Here is an 18,265-nt window from a genome sequence, read left to right as displayed (position 1 = left end):
AAGGCCCCACTCCGGGGCCTTTTTCATTTGGCGACACACTGCTGCCCATGCGCGTCTTTGCCATCTCCGATCTGCACGTCGACTACGAACCCAACGCACGCTGGGTGCAGGAGCTGTCGCTCGTCGACTACCAGAACGACGTGCTGATCGTCGCGGGCGATGTGTCCGACCACGTAGAGCGGCTGCAGCACTGCCTGGAGACACTCGCCCGGCGATTCCGCCAGGTGCTCTTCGTGCCGGGCAACCACGACCTCTGGGTCCGGCGCGACGGCCCGGGCCTCGACTCCTTCGGCAAGTTCGAGCGCATCCGCGAGCTGGTGCGGGCCGCGGGCGGCAGCATGGACGTGTTCCACAAGGGCCCGCTCAGCATCGTGCCGCTGCTCGGGTGGTACGACGGCTCCTTCGGCCAGCCCGGCGAAGAGCTGCGCATGGCCTGGGTCGACTTCCGTGCCTGCCGCTGGCCGGAGGGCTTCGAGTCGCACCACACCGCCCAGGCCTTCATGGCGATGAACCGCTACCGGCGCCAGTCGGCCGACGAGGTGATCGTGTCGTACTCGCACTTCCTGCCGCGCATCGACGTGATGCCGGCGCGCATCCCGCTCGACAAGCGCTTCATCTACCCGGTGCTCGGCAGTGCCGCGCTCGGCGAGCAGGTGAAGGCGCTGGGCTCGGCGGTGCACGTCTACGGCCACAGCCACGTGAACCGGCGTGTGGAACTCGACGGCACGCTCTTCGTCAACAACGCCTTCGCCTACCCGCACGAAGCGCACATCGCCCGCAAGGAGCTGGTGTGCGTCTACGAGAGTTAGCCGAACGATGACCCTCGCGCTCGACCGATCCGACGTCCACCTCTGGCTGGCCTTCTGCGCCGATGCGGGCCGCGAACTGCTGCACGAGCGCTACCGCGCGCTGATGACGCCAGAAGAGCGCGCCCGCGGCGACCGCTTCTATTTCGAGCAAGACCGCGCCCGCTACCGCGTGACACGCGCGCTCGTGCGCAGCGTGCTCTCGCGCTACGCGCCGATCGCGCCGCACGACTGGCGCTTCGATGCCACGGCCTACGGCCAGCCGGTCATCCTGAACCCGGAGCCCGAGGCACAGAGCCTGTCGTTCAACCTCACGCACACGAGCGACCTGGTGGTGCTGGCGGTCACGCGCCAGCGCGCCGTCGGTGTCGACACCGAGAACATCACCCGCGGCGCGCTGCTCGACGTCGCCGACCGCTTCTTCGCGCCCAGCGAATGCGAGCACCTGTGGGCCCTGCCGGCCGAACACCACACCGCCCGCTTCTTCGAGCTGTGGACGCTGAAGGAAAGCTACATCAAGGCACGCGGCATGGGCCTGTCGATCCCGCTGCACAAGTTCGCGTTCGACCTGCGCGAGCCGGGCGCGGTGTCGCTCGAGACGCTGCCCGAGCTGCAGGACCCCGCCGAGCGCTGGGCGCTGCGCCACCTTTGGGCCACACCGGAGCACCCGGTGGCGCTGTGCGTGGAGCGCGGCGAGCAGCCCGAGTTCGATCTCACTGCCCGCCGCATCGTGCCGCTGGAAGGCGAGCAGGCCATCGACCTGCTCGCTTCGCGTCGCAACTGAGCGCTCAGTACGCCTGGCCCAGCTGCTCGAGGATGGCGGGGTTTTCGAGCGTCGAGGTGTCCTGCGTCACCGCCTCGCCCTTCGCCACCGAGCGCAACAGGCGCCGCATGATCTTGCCGCTGCGCGTCTTCGGCAGGTTGTCGCCGAAGCGGATGTCCTTGGGCTTGGCGATCGGGCCGATCTCCTTGCCCACCCAGTCGCGCAGCTGCTTGGCGATCGCCTTGGCCTCGTCGCCGGTCGGGCGCGGGCGCTTGAGCACGACGAAGGCGCAGATCGCCTCGCCGGTGGTGTCGTCGGGGCGGCCCACCACCGCGGCTTCGGCCACGAGGTCGGTGCATGACACCAGCGCCGATTCGATCTCCATCGTGCCCATCCGGTGACCTGAGACGTTGAGCACGTCGTCGATGCGGCCGGTGATGGTGAAGTAGCCGGTCTTCTCGTCGCGGATGGCGCCGTCGCCGGCCAGGTAGTACTGGCCCTTGAAGTCTTCCGGGTAGTAGCTCTTCTTGAAGCGCGGCGCGTCGCCCCATATGGTGCGGATCATCGACGGCCACGGCTTCTTGATGACGAGGATGCCGCCTTGGCCATTGGGCACGTCTTTCCCGGTCTCGTCGACCACCGCGGCCATGATCCCCGGGAACGGCAGCGTGCACGAGCCCGGCACGAGCGGCGTGGCACCCGGCAGCGGCGTGATCACGTGGCCGCCGGTCTCGGTCTGCCAGAAGGTGTCGACGATGGGGCAGCGGCCGCCGCCCACGTGCTGGTGGTACCACTCCCACGCGGCGGGGTTGATGGGCTCGCCCACCGAGCCGAGGATGCGCAGGCTCGACAGGTTGTACTTCTTCGGGTGCACGGCCTCGTTCGACTCGGCCGCCTTGATGAGCGAGCGGATCGCGGTCGGCGCGGTGTAGAAGATCGTGACCTTGTGGTCCTGGATCATCTTCCAGAAGCGGCCCGCATCGGGGAAGGTCGGCACGCCTTCGAACACGATCTCGGTGCCGCCGAGCGCGAGCGGCCCATAGGCGATGTAGGTGTGGCCGGTGACCCAGCCGATGTCGGCGGTGCACCAGAAGACGTCGTCGGGCTTGAGGTCGAAGGTCCACTTCGTCGTGAGTGCCGCGTGCAGCAGATAGCCGCCGGTGCTGTGCTGCACGCCCTTGGGCTTGCCGGTCGAACCGGAGGTGTAGAGCAGGAAGAGCGGATGCTCGGCGCCCACCCACTCGGGCTCACAGGTCTCGGCCTGCGCGGCGGTGAGTTCGTGCATCCACTTGTCGCGCGCCGTCCAGTTGATCTTGCCGGCGGTGCGCTGGTAGACGATCACGCTCTTGATGCTGTCGCAGCCGCCGAGGCCCAGCGCCTCGTCGACGATGGCCTTGAGCGGCAGCGACTTGCCGCCACGCTGCTGCTCGTCGGCGGTGATCACCATCACCGCGCCGGCATCTTCGATGCGGTCGCGCAGGCTCTGCGCCGAGAAGCCGCCGAACACGACCGAGTGCGTGGCGCCGATGCGGGCGCAGGCCTGCATCGCGACCACGCCCTCCACCGACATCGGCATGTAGATGACGACCCGGTCGCCCTTCTTCACGCCCTCGGCCTTCAGCACATTGGCCATGCGGCAGGTCTTGGCGAGCAGCTCGCGGTAGGTCACCCGCGTGACCTTGCCGTCGTCGGCCTCGAAGATGATTGCGACCTTGTCGCCGAGGCCGGCTTCGACCTGCTTGTCGAGGCAGTTGTACGAGACGTTCAGCGTGCCGTCTTCGAACCACTTGAAGAACGGGGCCTCGCTGCTGTTGAGCGCCTGGGTGAAGGGCTTCTTCCAGCTCACGAACTCGCGTGCCAGGCGCGACCAGTAGCCCTCGTAGTCGGACGCAGCCTCGGCGCACAGCTTGTCGTATGCGGCCATGCCCGACACGTGTGCCTTCTCGGCGAGGGCGGCGGGTGGCAGATAAAGCTTGGTGGTGTCGGTCATGGCGGTCTCCTGGCCTGGAATGGTGTGCAGGCAGCACCATAGGGGGGCGCTCTTACGAAGGGCTTACTCGACGGGGCAAGGCCCGTGCCGCACGGGCGTCCAGTCATGGTGTGACAACTAGAATCCCCGGCAATCGGACAATCCCTGAATCGCTCCAGAACAAGCACCATGGCCGCCCAGAAGCCCGCTCAAGCCCAAGTCTCCCGCCGCCTGCGCACCCTGCCGCAGTTGATCTTCGCCAGCCGATGGCTGCAGCTGCCGCTGTATCTGGGACTCATCCTCGCGCAAGGCGTCTACGTCTTCCACTTCTGGGTCGAGCTCGTCCACTTGATCGAGGCCGCCGTCGGCGACAAGACGGCGCTGCAGGCCATCTACACCTCGGTGGGCATCACCGGCGATGCCGCCGCCGGCGGCAAGCTCACCGAAACCACCATCATGCTGGTGGTGCTGGGCCTGATCGACGTGGTGATGATCTCCAACCTGCTGATCATGGTGATCGTGGGCGGCTACGAGACCTTCGTCTCGCGCATGGACCTCGAAGGCCACCCCGACCAGCCCGAGTGGCTGAGCCACGTGAATGCGTCGGTGCTGAAGGTGAAGCTTGCGACCGCCATCATCGGCATCTCGTCGATCCACCTGCTCAAGACCTTCATCAACGCCGGGGCCTTGAGCGACCGGGTGCTGATCGCGCAGACGGTCATCCATGTGACCTTCCTGTTCTCGGCGCTGGCGATTGCGTGGACCGATCGCATCCTCTCGGCGCCCCCGGGCCGCGATCACTGAAGCTTCGACGGGTGGAAGCTCGATTCGCGCAGGTGCTGCTGCCGGCGCCGCGCCGGGCCGCGCCGCTCGGCGCGCATGAGGATGTAGGTGCCCAGCACGCCGGCGACCAGTGAGCCGCCCAGCACCCCCAGCTTGACCTGCGTCTCGTAGGCGGGGTCCTGGCCCTCGAAGGCCAGCCCGCCGATGAAGAGGCTCATGGTGAAGCCCACGCCGCACAGCACGCACACGCCGAAGAACTGCCAGCGGTTGGCCCCGTCCGGCAGCTCGGCGGCCCCGGTGACGGCCAGCAGCCACGAAGCGCCGAACACACCGACCGCCTTGCCCAGCACCAGGCCGGCAGCGATGCCGAGCGGCACGGTCTGCGTCAGGGTGTCGGGCGACAGACCTTGCAGCACCACACCGGCATTGGCAAACGCGAACATCGGCAGCACGGCGAATGCCACCCACGGGTGCAAGGCGTGCTCCAGCGATTCGAGTGGCGAGTGGGCCTCGTCGTCCTCGGTGCGCAAGGGAATCGCAAATGCCGTCACCACGCCGGCCAGCGTGGCGTGCACGCCCGACTTGAGCACGCACAGCCAGATCACCGTGCCCACGGCCAGATAGGGCAGCACGCTCTTCACGCCCGAACGGTTGAGCGCGAACAGCACGGCGATGCCCACGCCGGCCGAGGCCAACATGGCCCACGACAGGTTGGCGGTGTAGAAGAACGCGATCACGACGATCGCGCCCAGGTCGTCGATGATGGCCACGGCCGTGAGGAACACCTTCAGCGAGGCCGGCACACGCGAGCCCAGCAGCAGCAGGATGCCGAGCGCGAATGCGATGTCGGTGGCCGCCGGGATGGCCCAGCCGCGCAGCGCCACCGGGTCGTGCCAGTTGATCGCCGCGTAGATGCCGGCCGGCAGCGCCATGCCGCCGATCGCCGCCCCGAGGGGCAGCAGCGCCTGGCGGAAGGTCGAGAGCTCTCCGACCATCAGCTCGCGCTTGATCTCCAGGCCGACGAGCAGGAAGAACACCGCCATCCACAGGTCGTTGACCCACAGGATCAGCGACTTGGAGAGCACCAGCGCGTCATTGCCGATGCGCACCTCGCCGGGCAATTGGCGGAAGGCCTCGTAGTCGATGCCCCAGGGCGAGTTGCTCAGCAGCAGTGCCGCCACGGTGGCGACGGCCAGCACGATGCCGCTCGCCGATTCAGCCGCGAAGAATCGCTTCAGCGCATCCGTGATCACCGCAGTTCCCCTTCGATAAAATCTGCGCCTCCCGCCACGCGAGCCTCCCCATGACCACCATCCGCCACGCAGACCTCGTCGAGAGCGTCGCCGCAGCCCTGCAGTACATCAGCTACTACCACCCGGCCGACTATATCCAGCACCTTGCGCGCGCATACGAACGCGAGCAGAGCCCTGCGGCCAAGGATGCCATTGCGCAGATCCTCACCAACTCGAAGATGTGCGCCGAGGGGCGCCGCCCGATCTGCCAAGACACCGGCATCGTCAACGTGTTCCTGAAGATCGGCATGGACGTGCGCTGGGAAGGCTTCAAGGGCTCGATCGCCGATGCGGTGAACGACGGCGTGCGCAAGGGCTACCTCAACCCCGACAACGTGCTGCGCGCGTCCGTGCTCGACGACCCGCTCTTCGCCCGCAAGAACACGAAGGACAACACCCCCGCCGTGATCCACATGGAAGTGGTGCCGGGCAACACCGTCGACGTGATCGTGGCCGCCAAGGGCGGTGGCAGCGAGAACAAGTCGAAGATGGTCATGATGAACCCCAACGACAGCCTGGTCGACTGGGTGCTCAAGACCGTGCCGACCATGGGTGCGGGCTGGTGCCCGCCGGGCATGCTGGGCATCGGCGTCGGCGGCACCGCCGAGAAGGCGGTGCTGCTCGCCAAGGAAGTGTTGATGGAAGACATCGACATGTACGAGCTGCTGGAGCGCGGCCCGAGCAACAAGCTCGAAGAACTGCGCATCGAGCTCTACGAGAAGGTCAACGCGCTCGGCATCGGCGCGCAGGGCCTGGGCGGCCTGACCACGGTGCTCGACGTGAAGATCAAGACCTACCCGACGCACGCGGCCAGCAAGCCGGTCGCGATGATCCCAAACTGCGCCGCCACCCGCCACGCACACTTCGTGCTCGACGGCTCGGGCCCCGCCTACCTCGAAGCCCCGAGCCTAGACCTCTGGCCCGACGTGAATTGGGCGCCCGACTACAACAAGAGCAAGCGTGTCGACCTCAACACGCTCACCCCGGCCGAAGTGGCCAGCTGGAAGCCCGGCGACACGCTGCTGCTCAACGGCAAGATGCTGACCGGCCGCGATGCCGCGCACAAGCGAATCCAGGACATGCTCGCCAAGGGCGAGAAGCTCCCGGTCGACTTCACCAACCGCGTCATCTACTACGTGGGCCCGGTCGACCCGGTGCGCGATGAAGTGGTCGGCCCCGCCGGCCCCACCACCGCCACGCGCATGGACGGCTTCACCGAGATGATGCTGGCGCAGACCGGCCTGATCGCGATGGTCGGCAAGGCCGAGCGTGGCCCGGTCGCCATCGAGGCCATCAAGAAGCACAAGAGCGCCTACCTGATGGCCGTGGGCGGCGCGGCCTACCTCGTGGCCAAGGCCATCAAGGCGGCCAAGGTGGTGGGCTTCGCCGACCTCGGCATGGAAGCCATCTACGAGTTCGACGTGAAGGACATGCCGGTCACCGTGGCGGTCGACGCCGGCGGCACCTCGGCCCACATCACCGGGCCGAAGGAGTGGCAGGCCAAGATCGGGAAGATCCCCGTCGCCGTGGCCTGATGAAACAACAAAAACGCCGGCTCAGCCGGCGTTTTTGTTGGGGGCTGCGGCGGGCACTTCGCGGGTGTGCACCACCCGCTGCGGGAACGGGATCTCGATGCCTTCGGCATCCAGCACCGCCAGCACGGCGAAGTTCACCTCCGACTTCACTGCACCCTGCCCGTTCTCGGGGTCACGGATCCAGTACTGCAAGGTGAGCTCGATGCCATCGGCACCGAAGGCCGACAGCTGCACCCCCGGGGCGGGGTCGGCGATCACGCGCTGCACCGTCTTGATCGCGTCGATCAGCTTGGGTTGCAGCGCACGGATGTCGGTGCCGTAGGCCACCGACACGACGCTCGTGATCAGCACGCGTGGGTCGGCGAGCGACGAGTTCTCGACGCGCTGTGTGATCAGCATCTCGTTCGGCACGATGGCTTCGCGGCCGTTGAGCGCGCGGATCACGGTGTAGCGGGTGCGGATGTCGGTGATGCGGCCTTCGAAGTTGTCGACCTTGACCATGTCGCCGATTCGAAGCGACCGTTCCGCCAGGATCACGAAGCCGCTCACGTAGTTGGCCGCGATCTTCTGAAGGCCGAAGCCCAAGCCCACGCCCACCGCACCGCCAAGCACACTGAGCGCGGTGAGATCGATGCCCACCGCCGACATCGCGAACAGCAGGCCGACGAAGAGCAGCACCGCGCGCACCACGTTGGCCGCCATCTTGCGCATCGAGAGGTCGTCGCCGGTGCCGCGGATGATCTTGCGTTCGACGGCGGCCGAGAGCCACAGCGCCAGCACCATCACCACGCCGGCCGTGAGCGTGCCCTCGATCAGGTTGCGCAGCGAGATCTGTGCGCCGCCGACCTTCCAGCGCACGCCGTCGAGCTGCTCCAGCACCGCCGGCATCACGCCGGTGACCCACAGCACGACCGCGATCCAGGCGATCCAGGAGACGGTGCGCTCGATGACGCGCATCCAGTGGCTGTTCGGGAAGGCCGCCGACAGAACTCGCACCGTGAGGCGGATGAGCACCAGCGACACGAGGATCGGAATCGCCAGCTTGAACACCGCCACCGTCACCGCGCTGGCGAGCAACTGCCTGGCGATCAGCGCCAGCACCAGCGCGAAGACCGGGAACAGCACGCCATCGACCACGCTGCGCCCGAAGAGCACCGCCCCCTGGATGTGCAGCACGCGCCGCAACGCCGCACACAGCAGCCACGACACCCCGAGGCAACCCAGCAGCACCGCCGCCTCCGTCAACGCACTCTGGGTGCCGAGATTGCGCAGCAGGTCCTGGAACTCGTGCAGGTCGTAGGTGGCGTTCATGTCTTGTTCTGATCGTTTGTCAAACAAACACCGCAGGCCGACGCGCCGCCGGCCTGCGCCTTGCAAAGAGGAGCTCAGAGGTCGGCCAGCACCCGCAGGTGCGTCGCCACGCTGCGCGACAGGGCGCTCAGCGCATAGCCACCTTCGAGGCACGAGACGATGCGGCCTTGCGCATGGCGGTCGGCCACGTCTTTCACGCGCCGCGTGATCCACTCGTAGTCGGCCTCCACCAGCCCGAGCTGGCCGAGGTCGTCTTCGCGGTGGGCGTCGAAGCCGGCCGAGATGAAGACCATCTGCGGCTGGAAGGCTTCGAGACGGGGCATCCACATCGCCTCGATCATGTCGCGGATCTCCATGCCGCGCGTGTAGGGCGGAATGGGCAGGTTGATCATGTTCTCGCCCTTGGGCACGCCGCCGCTGTAGGGGTACAGCGGGTGCTGGAAGAAGCTGACCATCAGGATGCGGTCGTCACCGGCCACGATGTCTTCGGTGCCGTTGCCGTGGTGCACGTCGAAGTCGACGATGGCCACGCGCTTGAGGCCGCGCACGTCGAGCGCATGGCGTGCGGCGATGGCCACGTTGTTGAAGAAGCAAAACCCCATGGTCTCGTCGCGCGTGGCGTGGTGACCGGGCGGGCGGACGGCGCAGAAGGCGTTGTCGATCTCGCCGTCGATCACCGCATCGGTGGCGGCCACGGCCGCACCGGCCGCGCGCTGCGTGGCGGCCCAGGTGCCGGCGTTGGCGGCGGTGTCGGGGTCGAAGGCGCGCGATTCGCCGGTGAGCGCGAGTTGCTCCAGCCGGTCTTTCAGCTCCGACACGTAATGCGCGCTGTGCGCCAGCTCCACATCGCGCAGGTCGACCAAGGGCGCGTCTCGGTGCTCCAGGGCCACGTCGAGCCCACAGGCGATCAGATGGTCGTGGATCGCATCGAGCCGCTGCGGGCACTCGGGGTGGCCGTGGCCCATGTCATGGGCGTGGCAGTCGGCGTGGGTGTAGAGGGCGGTGGACATGTCTCGCAGCGTGATCGTTTCGGGTATCGTGCGCCGCATGAACACGAGCCTGGCGACACGACTCACCCAACTGACAGACCAGATTAGCACGATCATCGTCGGCAAGCGCCCCCAGGTGCGCGACTGTCTGGCCTGCCTGCTGGCCGGCGGCCACCTCCTCATCGAAGACGTGCCCGGCGTCGGCAAGACGACCCTGGCGCACGCCCTGGCCGTGTCGCTCGGGCTGCGCTTCTCGCGCACCCAGTTCACCGCCGACCTGATGCCGGCCGACCTGATCGGCGTGAGCGTCTACGAGCGCAGCAAGGAGGCCTTCGTCTTCCACCCGGGCCCGGTGTTCGCCCAGGTGCTGCTGGCCGACGAGATCAACCGCGCCGGGCCCAAGACGCAGAGCGCCCTGCTCGAGGCGATGGAGGAGCACCAGGTGACGGTCGAGGGTGAAACGCGCGCCCTGCCCCGCCCCTTCTTCGTGATCGCCACGCAAAACCCGACCGACCAGCTCGGCACCTACCCGCTGCCCGAGTCGCAGCTCGACCGTTTCCTCATGTGCCTCACGCTCGGCTACCCCGACAAGGCGAGCGAACGTGCGCTGCTGGCCGGCGTCGACCGCCGCGAGGCCATCGCCGAACTCAAGGCGGTGATGACACCCGAGGAGCTGATGGCCGCGCAGCAGGAGGTGCTGAAGGTGCACGCGAGCGACGCGCTGCTCGACTACCTGCAGGCGCTGATCGCCGCCACCCGCAGCGGCGCCTGGTTCGTCGATGGCCTCAGCCCGCGTGCCGGCATCGCCGTCCTGCGCGCGGCCAAGGCCCATGCGCTGCTCGACCAGCGCGACTACGTGGCCCCAGACGACGTGCAGGCCATCCTCGTGCAGACGGTGGCGCACCGACTCGTGCCGGTGGCCGGCGCTGGCCGGGGCGCGCGCGAGCAGGTGCGGGCGATGATCGAGGCGGTGCCGGTCGCCTGAGCCGGGGGCCCGATGAGCAGCAGTCCCACGGCATCTCGGCTCTACGACCAGCTGAACCCCGCCGCGGCGGTACGCAAACGCTTCCGCGCCTGGTGGCAGGCGCGCCTGCCGCGCACCGACACGCTGCTGCTGACCCAGCGCAACATCTACATCCTGCCCACACGCGCGGGGCTCATGTTCGGCGTGACGCTCATCGTGCTGCTGCTGGCGTCGATCAACTACCAGCTCAGCCTGGGCTACGTGCTGACCTTCCTGCTGGCGGGCAGCGGTGCGGTGTCGATGCACATCACGCACAACACACTGCGCGGGCTCACGCTGCACCTGCGGCCGCCCACCGCCGTGTTCGCCAACACGCCGGCTCTCCTGGACGTGACGCTCACCAGCGCCGGCCGCGCGCGCTTCGGCATTGGGCTCGGGCTGGAGTCGTCGCCCGGCAAGGCGGTGGCCTGGACCGACGTGCCCGAAGGCGGCCAGTCGAGCGCGCAGGTGAGCTTCGTGCCGGCGCAACGCGGCCGCCATGCGGTGCCGACGATCCAGATCGAGACACGCTTCCCGCTCGGGCTCTTTCGCGCGTGGTCGGTCTGGCGGCCGGCGGCGCAGGTGTTGGTCTACCCGAAGCTCGAACAACCCGCCGCGCCACTGCCACCCGCCCACGCCGTGCCCGGCGGCCCGGCCGCTCGCCGCAGCAGCGACGGCGGTGAAGTGGAAGGCGTGCGTAGCTACCGCCGCGGCGACCCGCTGAAGATGGTGCTGTGGAAAAAGGCCGCACGCACGCTCGAGACATCCGGCGAGCTCGTGACCCGCGACACCAGCGCGTCGGTGCAGCATCAGCTCTGGCTCGACTGGGCAGAGTGCGCCGGCCTCGCTCCGGAAGATCGCCTCTCGCGCCTGGCGACCTGGGTGCTCGCCGCCAACCGCGCCGGAGCCGAGCACGGCCTGCGCCTGCCGGGCTTCGAGATCGCGCCGGCGCAAGGCGAAGCGCAGCGCAAGCACTGCCTGGAGGCGCTCGCGCTATGGACATGACAGCGCCCCGCCTCGGCTTGGCCGCGCGCTGGCGCCACCTGCCGCGCGAGGCGCGCGACACGCTTTTCCTGCTGGGCGTGATCGCCTGGACCGTGCTGCCGCACGTGAGCCACCTGCCGCTGTGGTGCTCCGTGCTCACCGCGGCGGTGCTGCTGTGGCGCACCCGGCTCGCCCTCACCAACGCCCCGCTGCCCGGCCGCTGGGTGCTGATCGCGGTGCTTGCGCTGGCGGCGGGCCTCACGCTGTGGTCCTTCCGTTCGATCTTCGGCAAGGAGCCGGGCGTCACGCTGGCGGTGGTGCTGATGGCGCTGAAGACGCTGGAGCTGCGGGCCCGGCGCGACGCCTTCGTGGTGTTCTTCCTCGGCTTCTTCATCGTGCTCACGCACTTCCTCTTCTCGCAATCGCTGCTGGTGGCGGTGGCGATGCTCGCGTCGGTGTGGGGGCTGCTCACCGCGCTCGTGCTCGCGCACATGCCGGTGGGCCAGCCGAGCCTGCGACACGCCAGCCGGCTTGCGCTGCGCACGGCCCTGTTGGGCGCGCCGGTGATGGTGCTGCTCTTCGTGCTCTTTCCGCGCATGGGGCCGCTGTGGGGCGTGCCGCAGGACGGGCTCGTGAAGACCGGGCTGTCGAACACGATGCGCATGGGCAGCGTGGCCGAGATCGCCATCGACGACAGCATCGCCTTGCGCGTGCGCTTCCTTGGCGCGGCCCCTGCCCCCGAGACGCTGTACTTCCGGGGGCCGGTGCTCAGCAACTTCGACGGACGCACCTGGACGGCAGGCTACGGTGCGAGCGGGCCGGCACGCGAGCCGCTGCGCCTGAACGGCGCCCCCATCGAATACGAGCTGACGGCCGAACCCACGCGCCTCTTCCTGCTGCCCACGCTCGAAGCCACCACCGCCATAGAGCCCATCGACGGCCTGAACAGCAACCGCCGCGACAACCTGAGCTGGGGCACCGACCGCCTGGTGCAGGGCCGCGTGCGCTTCAAGGCGACGGCGCACACCCGCTTCGAACACGGTCCCCTCCAGCGCAACACCAGTCTGCGCGAGAACGTGCAGCTGCCACCCGGCTACAACCCGCGCACCCTCGCCTGGGCGCGCGAACTCGGCGACCACCCCCGCATGGCCAACGCCGATGCACCCGCGCTGGCGCGTGCGGTCATGCAGCACATCGCGACCGCGGGCTTCACCTACACGCTGGCACCCGGCGTCTACGGCGAGACCAACGAGCGGGCCTCACTCGACGAGTTCTGGCTCGACCGCAAGGAAGGCTTCTGCGAACACTTCGCCGCCGCCTTCGTGGTGATCATGCGCGCGCTCAGCGTGCCCGCGCGCGTGGTGACTGGCTTTCAGGGCGCCGACGCCGCGCCGGTCGACGGTTTCTACATCGTGCGCCAGAGCCACGCGCACGCCTGGGCCGAGTATTGGGTCGAAGGCCAGGGGTGGGTGCGCGCCGACCCCACGGCCGCCGTCGCCCCGGACCGCATCGTGCGCAGCCGCAACCTCGTACCCGCCCCCGGCCTCGTGGCCGGCGCCATGGCCAATGTGAACCCGGAGCTCATGGCGCAACTCCGCGCGAGCTGGGAGCTGCTCAACAACCGCTGGAACCAGTGGGTGCTCAACTACTCGCGCGGGCAGCAACTCGACCTCCTGAAGAACATCGGCTTCGACTCGCCAAGCTGGCAGGACGTGGCCCTGCTGCTGATCGGCATCCTGAGCGGCCTGGCGCTGCTCGGCGCGGTGTGGGCCTGGTGGGACCGCCACCGCCAGGACCCCTGGGCGCGGCAGGCGCAGCAGATGCGCCGCAGCCTGCAGGCTCTCGGCCTGCCCGCCCTGCCGCACGACCCGCCGCGGGCGCTGGCGTCGCAGGTGCAGGAGCGTTACGGTCCTCTCGGGGCCGCCGTGGCCAGCTGCCTGCTGACGCTCGAACGGCAGCGCTACGGCCCTACACCGCTTGCGCACCCGTCGGCGCAATGGCTGCGCGCCCTGCGGGGAGAAGTGCGCGCGCTGCGACGAAGCGCGCAACACGCGCCGCGATAATCCGCGGCATGTTGCTCACGTCTGGTTCGACCTTCCTGCGCTGCACGATTCCTGCCCTCGCCGCCCTCCTGATCGGCAGCACATGGGCGCCCGATGCCGAGGCCAAAAAACCCCGCATGCAGGTCAAGTCAGACGCAGAGGCCGACCTCGTCACCTACGGCCAGCGTGACGACGTGATGCGCTTCGCCGCCGAGCTCGCCGAAAGGCGTGGGCTCGACGCGGCCTGGGTGAAGGCGACGCTGGCCGAGGCACGCTACGTGCCCAACGTGGCCAAGTTCATCATGCCGCCGCCCGCCGCCACGGCGAAGAACTGGGCGGCCTACCGCGCGCGCTTCGTCGAGCCGCTGCGCATTCGCACCGGCCTTGCCTTCTGGCGCGAGAACGAGAAGTGGCTCCAGCGTGCCGAAGAGACTTACGGCGTGCCGCCCGAGGTGATTGTGGGCGTGGTGGGGGTCGAGACGCTGTACGGACGGCACATGGGTAACTTCCGCGTGCTCGACGCCCTGGCCACGCTCTCCTTCGACTTCCCCACCGGCCGCAAGGACCGCAGCGCCTTCTTCCGCGACGAGCTGGAGCAGCTCTTCGTGCTGGCCCAGGCCGAGAAGATCGACCCGCGCGAGTTGAAGGGCAGCTATGCCGGCGCGATGGGCATGGGCCAGTTCATGCCCAGCAGCTGGAACAAGTACGCCATCGACTTCGACGGCGACGGGCATGTCGACCTGCACGGCAGTCCCGCCGACGTGATCGGCAGCATTGCGCGCTACCTCGCCGAATTCGGCTGGCAGCGCGGCATGCCGCCCCGCTTCGACGTGGCCCCGCCGGTCGATCCGGAGAACCGGGCGGCCCTGCTCGAACCCGACATCAAGCCCACCTTCACCGCCCGGCAGTTCAGCGAGCGAGGCGCCGGCCTGCCCGCCGCCGGCCGCGAGTTCCCCGGCCTGCTCGCGCTGGTGGAACTCTTCAACGGCGACGCTCCGCCGAGCTACGTCGCGGGCACGGCCAACTTCTACGCCGTCACCCGCTACAACTGGTCGAGCTACTACGCGATGGCCGTGCTCGACCTCGGCGAAGCGATCGGGCTCATCAAGCACAAGATCGACCGCTGACCAGCGCCGGCAGAGGCATCTCGCCACCGCCGTGGGCGGTTCACGCCGCGATACGACCGTCGACTCTCCATCCGCCGCGCATCTGCATCCGCTAGAGGGGCCGGCACGAGTCGCAGCGCTGCTTTGCCCCCGATCAAGGCCTGGCGCGCTTACAAGAAGAAACACAAGAGGCTAGAGAAAACCCGCATCATCGACACGCAACCCCCTATTCAAGGGGGTAGTGCACCCCGTCGAAGCCAGGTCATGAATCGGGAGCTGACCTGGCAAGGCTGCGATGAGAGTTGTCGAAACGATACAACCCAGCAATAGCCATCAATTTGTCGCGGCGCTCAGTTAAATTGCCGGTCCCGGAGAGAAGGAACCCATGACAACAGCGCGTATTGGCATCATCGGGATGGGGCCACGTGGCCTGACGGTTCTTGAGCGCATAGTCGCCAATGAGCGGGTCAGAAAATCGGCCAATATTGAAATCTTCATCTTCGACCCGCATCCGCCGGGCGTGGGTTGCCACGATCCCGAGCAGGAAGATTACCTGCTCGTGAATACCGTGGCCGGCCAGATCACCCAGTTTTCCGACCATTCGGTCGTGGGTGCCGGCCCGATCCTGGAAGGCCCGTCCTTCTACCAGTGGCTCGAAGAGCAGCGCAGCAGCAAGCTCGGCCGTTGGGCGGGCCAGCCGGTTTCACCCGACAAATACTATTCGCGCGCCCTGTTCGGCCGATACCTGTATTGGGTTTATCACTATCTGGCTGCGTTGGCCCCGTCGCACGTGCAGATAAACCTGGTGCAGGAATCCATCCTGAGCACCGATCGTCTGGCAGAAGATTCCTGGGTGCTTTCCACCAAGAGCGGCTCCTTCTGCGTCAACTACCTGTTTCTCACCACCGGGCATACCAAACCTGCTGGAAAACCGGCAACTGGAAACAACCCCCTGCCCGGAACCACGCTGGTAATTGACGACCCATACCCCATCAAAACTACCACAGCGGCCATCACGGCCGACATGACGGTGGCCATCGAGGGCATGGGGTTGACCATGTTCGATGTGCTGGGCGCACTCACCACCGGCCGCGGTGGCCGATTCGTCCAAGACGAAGACGGCCGCATGCGCTACCTGCCTTCGGGCCAGGAACCCCGGCTGGTCACCTATTCCCGCTCCGGCCTGCCGCTCACCGCGCGCGCCATCAACCAGAAGGGCGTGTCGGTGCAATACAAGGCGCGCTTCCTGCAAGCCGACAAGGTGCGCGCCATGCGCGCCGGCCGCAAGCTCGACTTCGTCACCGACGTCTTCCCGCTGCTGCTGGCCGACATGCAGTTCGCGTACTACGAGGCCTATCTGCGCGAGCGCCGCGACCCGGTGACCTCGATGCTCTTCTGCAACCAGTTCCTGTGCGCCGACGTGGCCGGCCGCGAGGCGCTGATTTGCCAGTACGTGCCCGAAGCCGACCGTTTCTCGTGGGATCGTCTGGTCAACCCGATCACCGACGACGCGCTCGCCACCCCGGAAGACTTCCACGAGTGGCTGATGGACCACCTGCGGCAAGACCTGCGCGAGGCCTACAAGGGCAACGTGCAAGGCCCGCTCAAGGCCGCCTGCGACGTGGTGCGCGATTTGCGCGACAACCTGCGCGCCGCCATCGACCACGGCGGCCTCACCGAGGCCTCGCACCGCTGGTTGCTGTCGGAGTTCAACCCCATCATGAACCGCATCGCGGTGGGCCCACCCGCATCGCGCATCGCCGAACTGCTCGCGCTCGTCGAAGCCGGCGTGCTGGAGATGAGCTACGGCCCCGGTGCTGCCTGCAAGCCAGGCCGACCGGGCGAGCGCATTCGTCTCACCTCCAGCCTGTGGCCCGACAGGAGCGTGGCGGTCGACGTGCTCGTCAAGGCGCGCATCTCGATGCACAGCCCGGCCGACGACGCGTCTCCGCTGCTGCGCGGCCTGTTGAAAGCCGGCTACGTGCGCCTCTTCCACAACGGCGGTTTCCACCCCGGCGGCATCGAGGTCTCGCGCGAATTCAACTGGGTCACGGCCAGCGGCCAGACGCTGGAGAACGCGTGGGCACTCGGCATTCCGACCGAGGGCGTCAAGTTCTACACCTTCGTGGTGCCGCGCTCGGGCGTCAACTCCACCGCGATCGTCGACGCCGGTCGAGCGGTCAGCAAGATGATCTCGCTGATCACCGGCCACGCGCCTGCACCGCATGAAGAGCCCATCGAGGCCCCTGTTCCGACGACGGAGTACGCCTCCGCCTTTGCTTCCCTGTATGGCGCGTTGTCCTGACCCTGGGCCCCACTTCCTGACCTCGACCGGCTTGCCGCGATGCTGCAAGCCGCGCTGAACCGCCTGAGCCTTGCCGGTCTGTCCGCCACGCTGATCGGCAACGGCATCGGCCGGTTCGCCTTCATCGCCTTGATGCCCGCGCTGATCGACGCGGGCTGGTTCACCAAGGGAGAAGCCTCGCAGCTGAGCGTGGCCACGCTCGTGGGCTACGTGCTCGGCGCGTGGGTCTCCGACTGGCTGGGGCGCCGCTACGCGGTGGCGACCTTGCTGCGCTGGTCGATGCTCGTCTGCACGGTCAGCTTCTTCGCCTGCGCCTTCCGCGATTCGCCATTCGCCTGGTACTACCTCTGGCGCACCGCGGCCGGCTTTGCCGGGGCCATCCTGATGGTACTGCCTGCGCCGGTGGTGCTGCCTCAACACGACCCCGCCGTGCGTGGGCGCGCGAGCGGCATCGTGTTCTCGGGCATCGGCCTCGGCGCGGTGCTGTCGGGCCTCTTGGTGCCGGTGCTGATTGCCGGTGTCGGCGTGGGCGTGATCTGGGGCGACACGGTCTGGCCCCTGGCCTTCCGCGGCGTCGAAGGGGCCTGGCTCGGCATGGGCGCGGTGTGCCTGCTGCTCACCATCTCGGCTTGGCGCCAGTGGCCGCCCGAGGCGAGCGTGCCGCCCACGGGCGGAGCCGACGGCGCGCCGGCGGCGAAAGACGAGATCCCCGCCGACGCAAAGCTCACCGTCTGGCTGATCCTCGCCGCCCATGGGCTCAACGCGATGGGCTACCTCGCCCACACGATGTTCTGGGTCGACTACATCGTGCGCGAGCAAGGCCGCTCGCTGGCGATGGGCGGCTTCATGTGGTCGATGTTCGGCGTGGGCGCGGCGATCGGCCCGCTGCTCACCGGCACCCTGGCCGACAAGTTCGGCCTCAAGCGTTGCCTGATCGCCGGCTTCGCCTTGAAGTCACTGGCCGCCGCCATGCCCTGGTGGAGCAGCAGCGTGCCGGCCCTCTTCGTCTCGTCGCTCCTGATGGGCATCTTCACGCCCGGCATCGTGGCGCTGATCTCGGCCTACGCGCTCGAGACGGTCGGCCCGACGCTGCACCGCCGCGCCTGGGGCCTGGCGACCTTCAGCTTCTCGATCGCCCAGGCCGGCGGTGGCTTCCTGATGGCCACAGCAGCGCCCCATCTCAGCTCCTACCACCACCTGTTCCTCGCCAGCGCCCTTGCCCTGCTCGGGTCCATCGGCTGCGTGCTGATGATCCGCAAGCCCGCAGTGCAAGAGGTCGTAGTGCCCCAGCCCATCGCCACCAGCGATGACACCCCCCCGGAAAGCACTCTCTATCCGAATGCCCCCGCGCTGGAAAAATAGCACTACCGAACACTT

Annotated in this window: 14 protein-coding genes; 10 read left to right on the top strand and 4 right to left on the bottom strand. The window is 68.0% G+C overall.

The window, feature by feature from the left end; all coding sequences use genetic code 11:
• The first annotated feature begins 47 nt into the window (after positions 1–47).
• Positions 48–809, top strand: coding sequence for a metallophosphoesterase family protein (locus tag RXV79_RS09730; RefSeq protein WP_316703230.1), 762 nt, complete (start codon positions 48–50; stop codon positions 807–809).
• A 7-nt stretch (positions 810–816) separates the two neighbouring features.
• Positions 817–1,590, top strand: coding sequence for a 4'-phosphopantetheinyl transferase family protein (locus RXV79_RS09725; protein ID WP_316703229.1), 774 nt, complete (start codon positions 817–819; stop codon positions 1,588–1,590).
• A gap of 4 nt (positions 1,591–1,594) precedes the next feature.
• Here RXV79_RS09725 and acs read toward each other — a convergent pair whose 3' ends face one another.
• Positions 1,595–3,559 carry an acetate--CoA ligase gene (gene acs / locus RXV79_RS09720; protein WP_316703228.1) on the bottom strand — a complete coding sequence of 655 codons (1,965 nt, stop codon included), beginning with the start codon at positions 3,557–3,559 and terminating at the stop codon, positions 1,595–1,597.
• A 168-nt stretch (positions 3,560–3,727) separates the two neighbouring features.
• Here acs and RXV79_RS09715 point away from each other — a divergent pair, with 168 nt between their 5' ends.
• Positions 3,728–4,342 (top strand): TIGR00645 family protein, encoded by a 615-nt coding sequence (locus RXV79_RS09715; protein WP_316703227.1) that lies wholly within the window; start codon positions 3,728–3,730, stop codon positions 4,340–4,342.
• Here RXV79_RS09715 and nhaA read toward each other — a convergent pair.
• Positions 4,336–5,571 (bottom strand): Na+/H+ antiporter NhaA, encoded by a 1,236-nt coding sequence (gene nhaA, locus RXV79_RS09710; protein ID WP_413816693.1) that lies wholly within the window; start codon positions 5,569–5,571, stop codon positions 4,336–4,338. The genes RXV79_RS09715 and nhaA overlap by 7 nt on opposite strands.
• 53 nt (positions 5,572–5,624) lie before the next feature.
• On the opposite strand from nhaA, the gene RXV79_RS09705 reads away from it, so the two are divergent.
• Positions 5,625–7,148, top strand: a complete 1,524-nt coding sequence (locus RXV79_RS09705; RefSeq protein WP_316703225.1) for a fumarate hydratase — start codon at positions 5,625–5,627, stop codon at positions 7,146–7,148.
• A 21-nt stretch (positions 7,149–7,169) separates the two neighbouring features.
• On the opposite strand, the gene RXV79_RS09700 is transcribed toward RXV79_RS09705, so the two are convergent.
• Positions 7,170–8,459, bottom strand: a complete 1,290-nt coding sequence (locus tag RXV79_RS09700; RefSeq protein ID WP_316703224.1) for a mechanosensitive ion channel family protein — start codon at positions 8,457–8,459, stop codon at positions 7,170–7,172.
• Positions 8,460–8,533: 74 nt separating this feature from the next.
• On the bottom strand, positions 8,534–9,469 hold the full coding sequence (locus RXV79_RS09695; protein WP_316703223.1) for a histone deacetylase family protein: 936 nt from the start codon (positions 9,467–9,469) through the stop codon (positions 8,534–8,536).
• Positions 9,470–9,506: 37 nt separating this feature from the next.
• Here RXV79_RS09695 and RXV79_RS09690 point away from each other — a divergent pair, with 37 nt between their 5' ends.
• The 6 genes from RXV79_RS09690 to RXV79_RS09665 all read left to right on the top strand — a co-directional run bounded on the left by RXV79_RS09690 (position 9,507) and on the right by RXV79_RS09665 (position 18,250).
• Positions 9,507–10,433 carry an AAA family ATPase gene (locus RXV79_RS09690; RefSeq protein ID WP_316704059.1) on the top strand — a complete coding sequence of 309 codons (927 nt, stop codon included), beginning with the start codon at positions 9,507–9,509 and terminating at the stop codon, positions 10,431–10,433.
• Positions 10,434–10,445: 12 nt separating this feature from the next.
• On the top strand, positions 10,446–11,456 hold the full coding sequence (locus tag RXV79_RS09685) for a DUF58 domain-containing protein (RefSeq protein ID WP_316703222.1): 1,011 nt from the start codon (positions 10,446–10,448) through the stop codon (positions 11,454–11,456).
• The gene (locus RXV79_RS09680; RefSeq protein ID WP_316703221.1) at positions 11,453–13,498 is read left to right on the top strand and encodes a transglutaminase TgpA family protein; all 2,046 of its coding nucleotides are present in this window, start codon (positions 11,453–11,455) and stop codon (positions 13,496–13,498) included. Before RXV79_RS09685 ends, RXV79_RS09680 begins: the two co-directional genes overlap by 4 nt.
• An 8-nt stretch (positions 13,499–13,506) precedes the next feature.
• On the top strand, positions 13,507–14,604 hold the full coding sequence (gene mltB, locus RXV79_RS09675; RefSeq protein ID WP_316703220.1) for a lytic murein transglycosylase B: 1,098 nt from the start codon (positions 13,507–13,509) through the stop codon (positions 14,602–14,604).
• A 364-nt stretch (positions 14,605–14,968) separates the two neighbouring features.
• Positions 14,969–16,888, top strand: coding sequence for an FAD/NAD(P)-binding protein (locus RXV79_RS09670; protein WP_316703219.1), 1,920 nt, complete (start codon positions 14,969–14,971; stop codon positions 16,886–16,888).
• Positions 16,889–16,927: 39 nt separating this feature from the next.
• Positions 16,928–18,250: a YbfB/YjiJ family MFS transporter gene (locus RXV79_RS09665; protein WP_316703218.1), complete on the top strand. Its 1,323-nt coding sequence runs from the start codon at positions 16,928–16,930 to the stop codon at positions 18,248–18,250.
• Positions 18,251–18,265 lie beyond the last annotated feature (15 nt).

This window comes from Piscinibacter gummiphilus (assembly GCF_032681285.1).
GTDB lineage: Bacteria > Pseudomonadota > Gammaproteobacteria > Burkholderiales > Burkholderiaceae_C > Rhizobacter > Rhizobacter gummiphilus_A.
The sequence above is the reverse complement of the archived record's forward strand: the minus strand, read 5'-3'. Positions and strand labels throughout refer to the sequence as shown.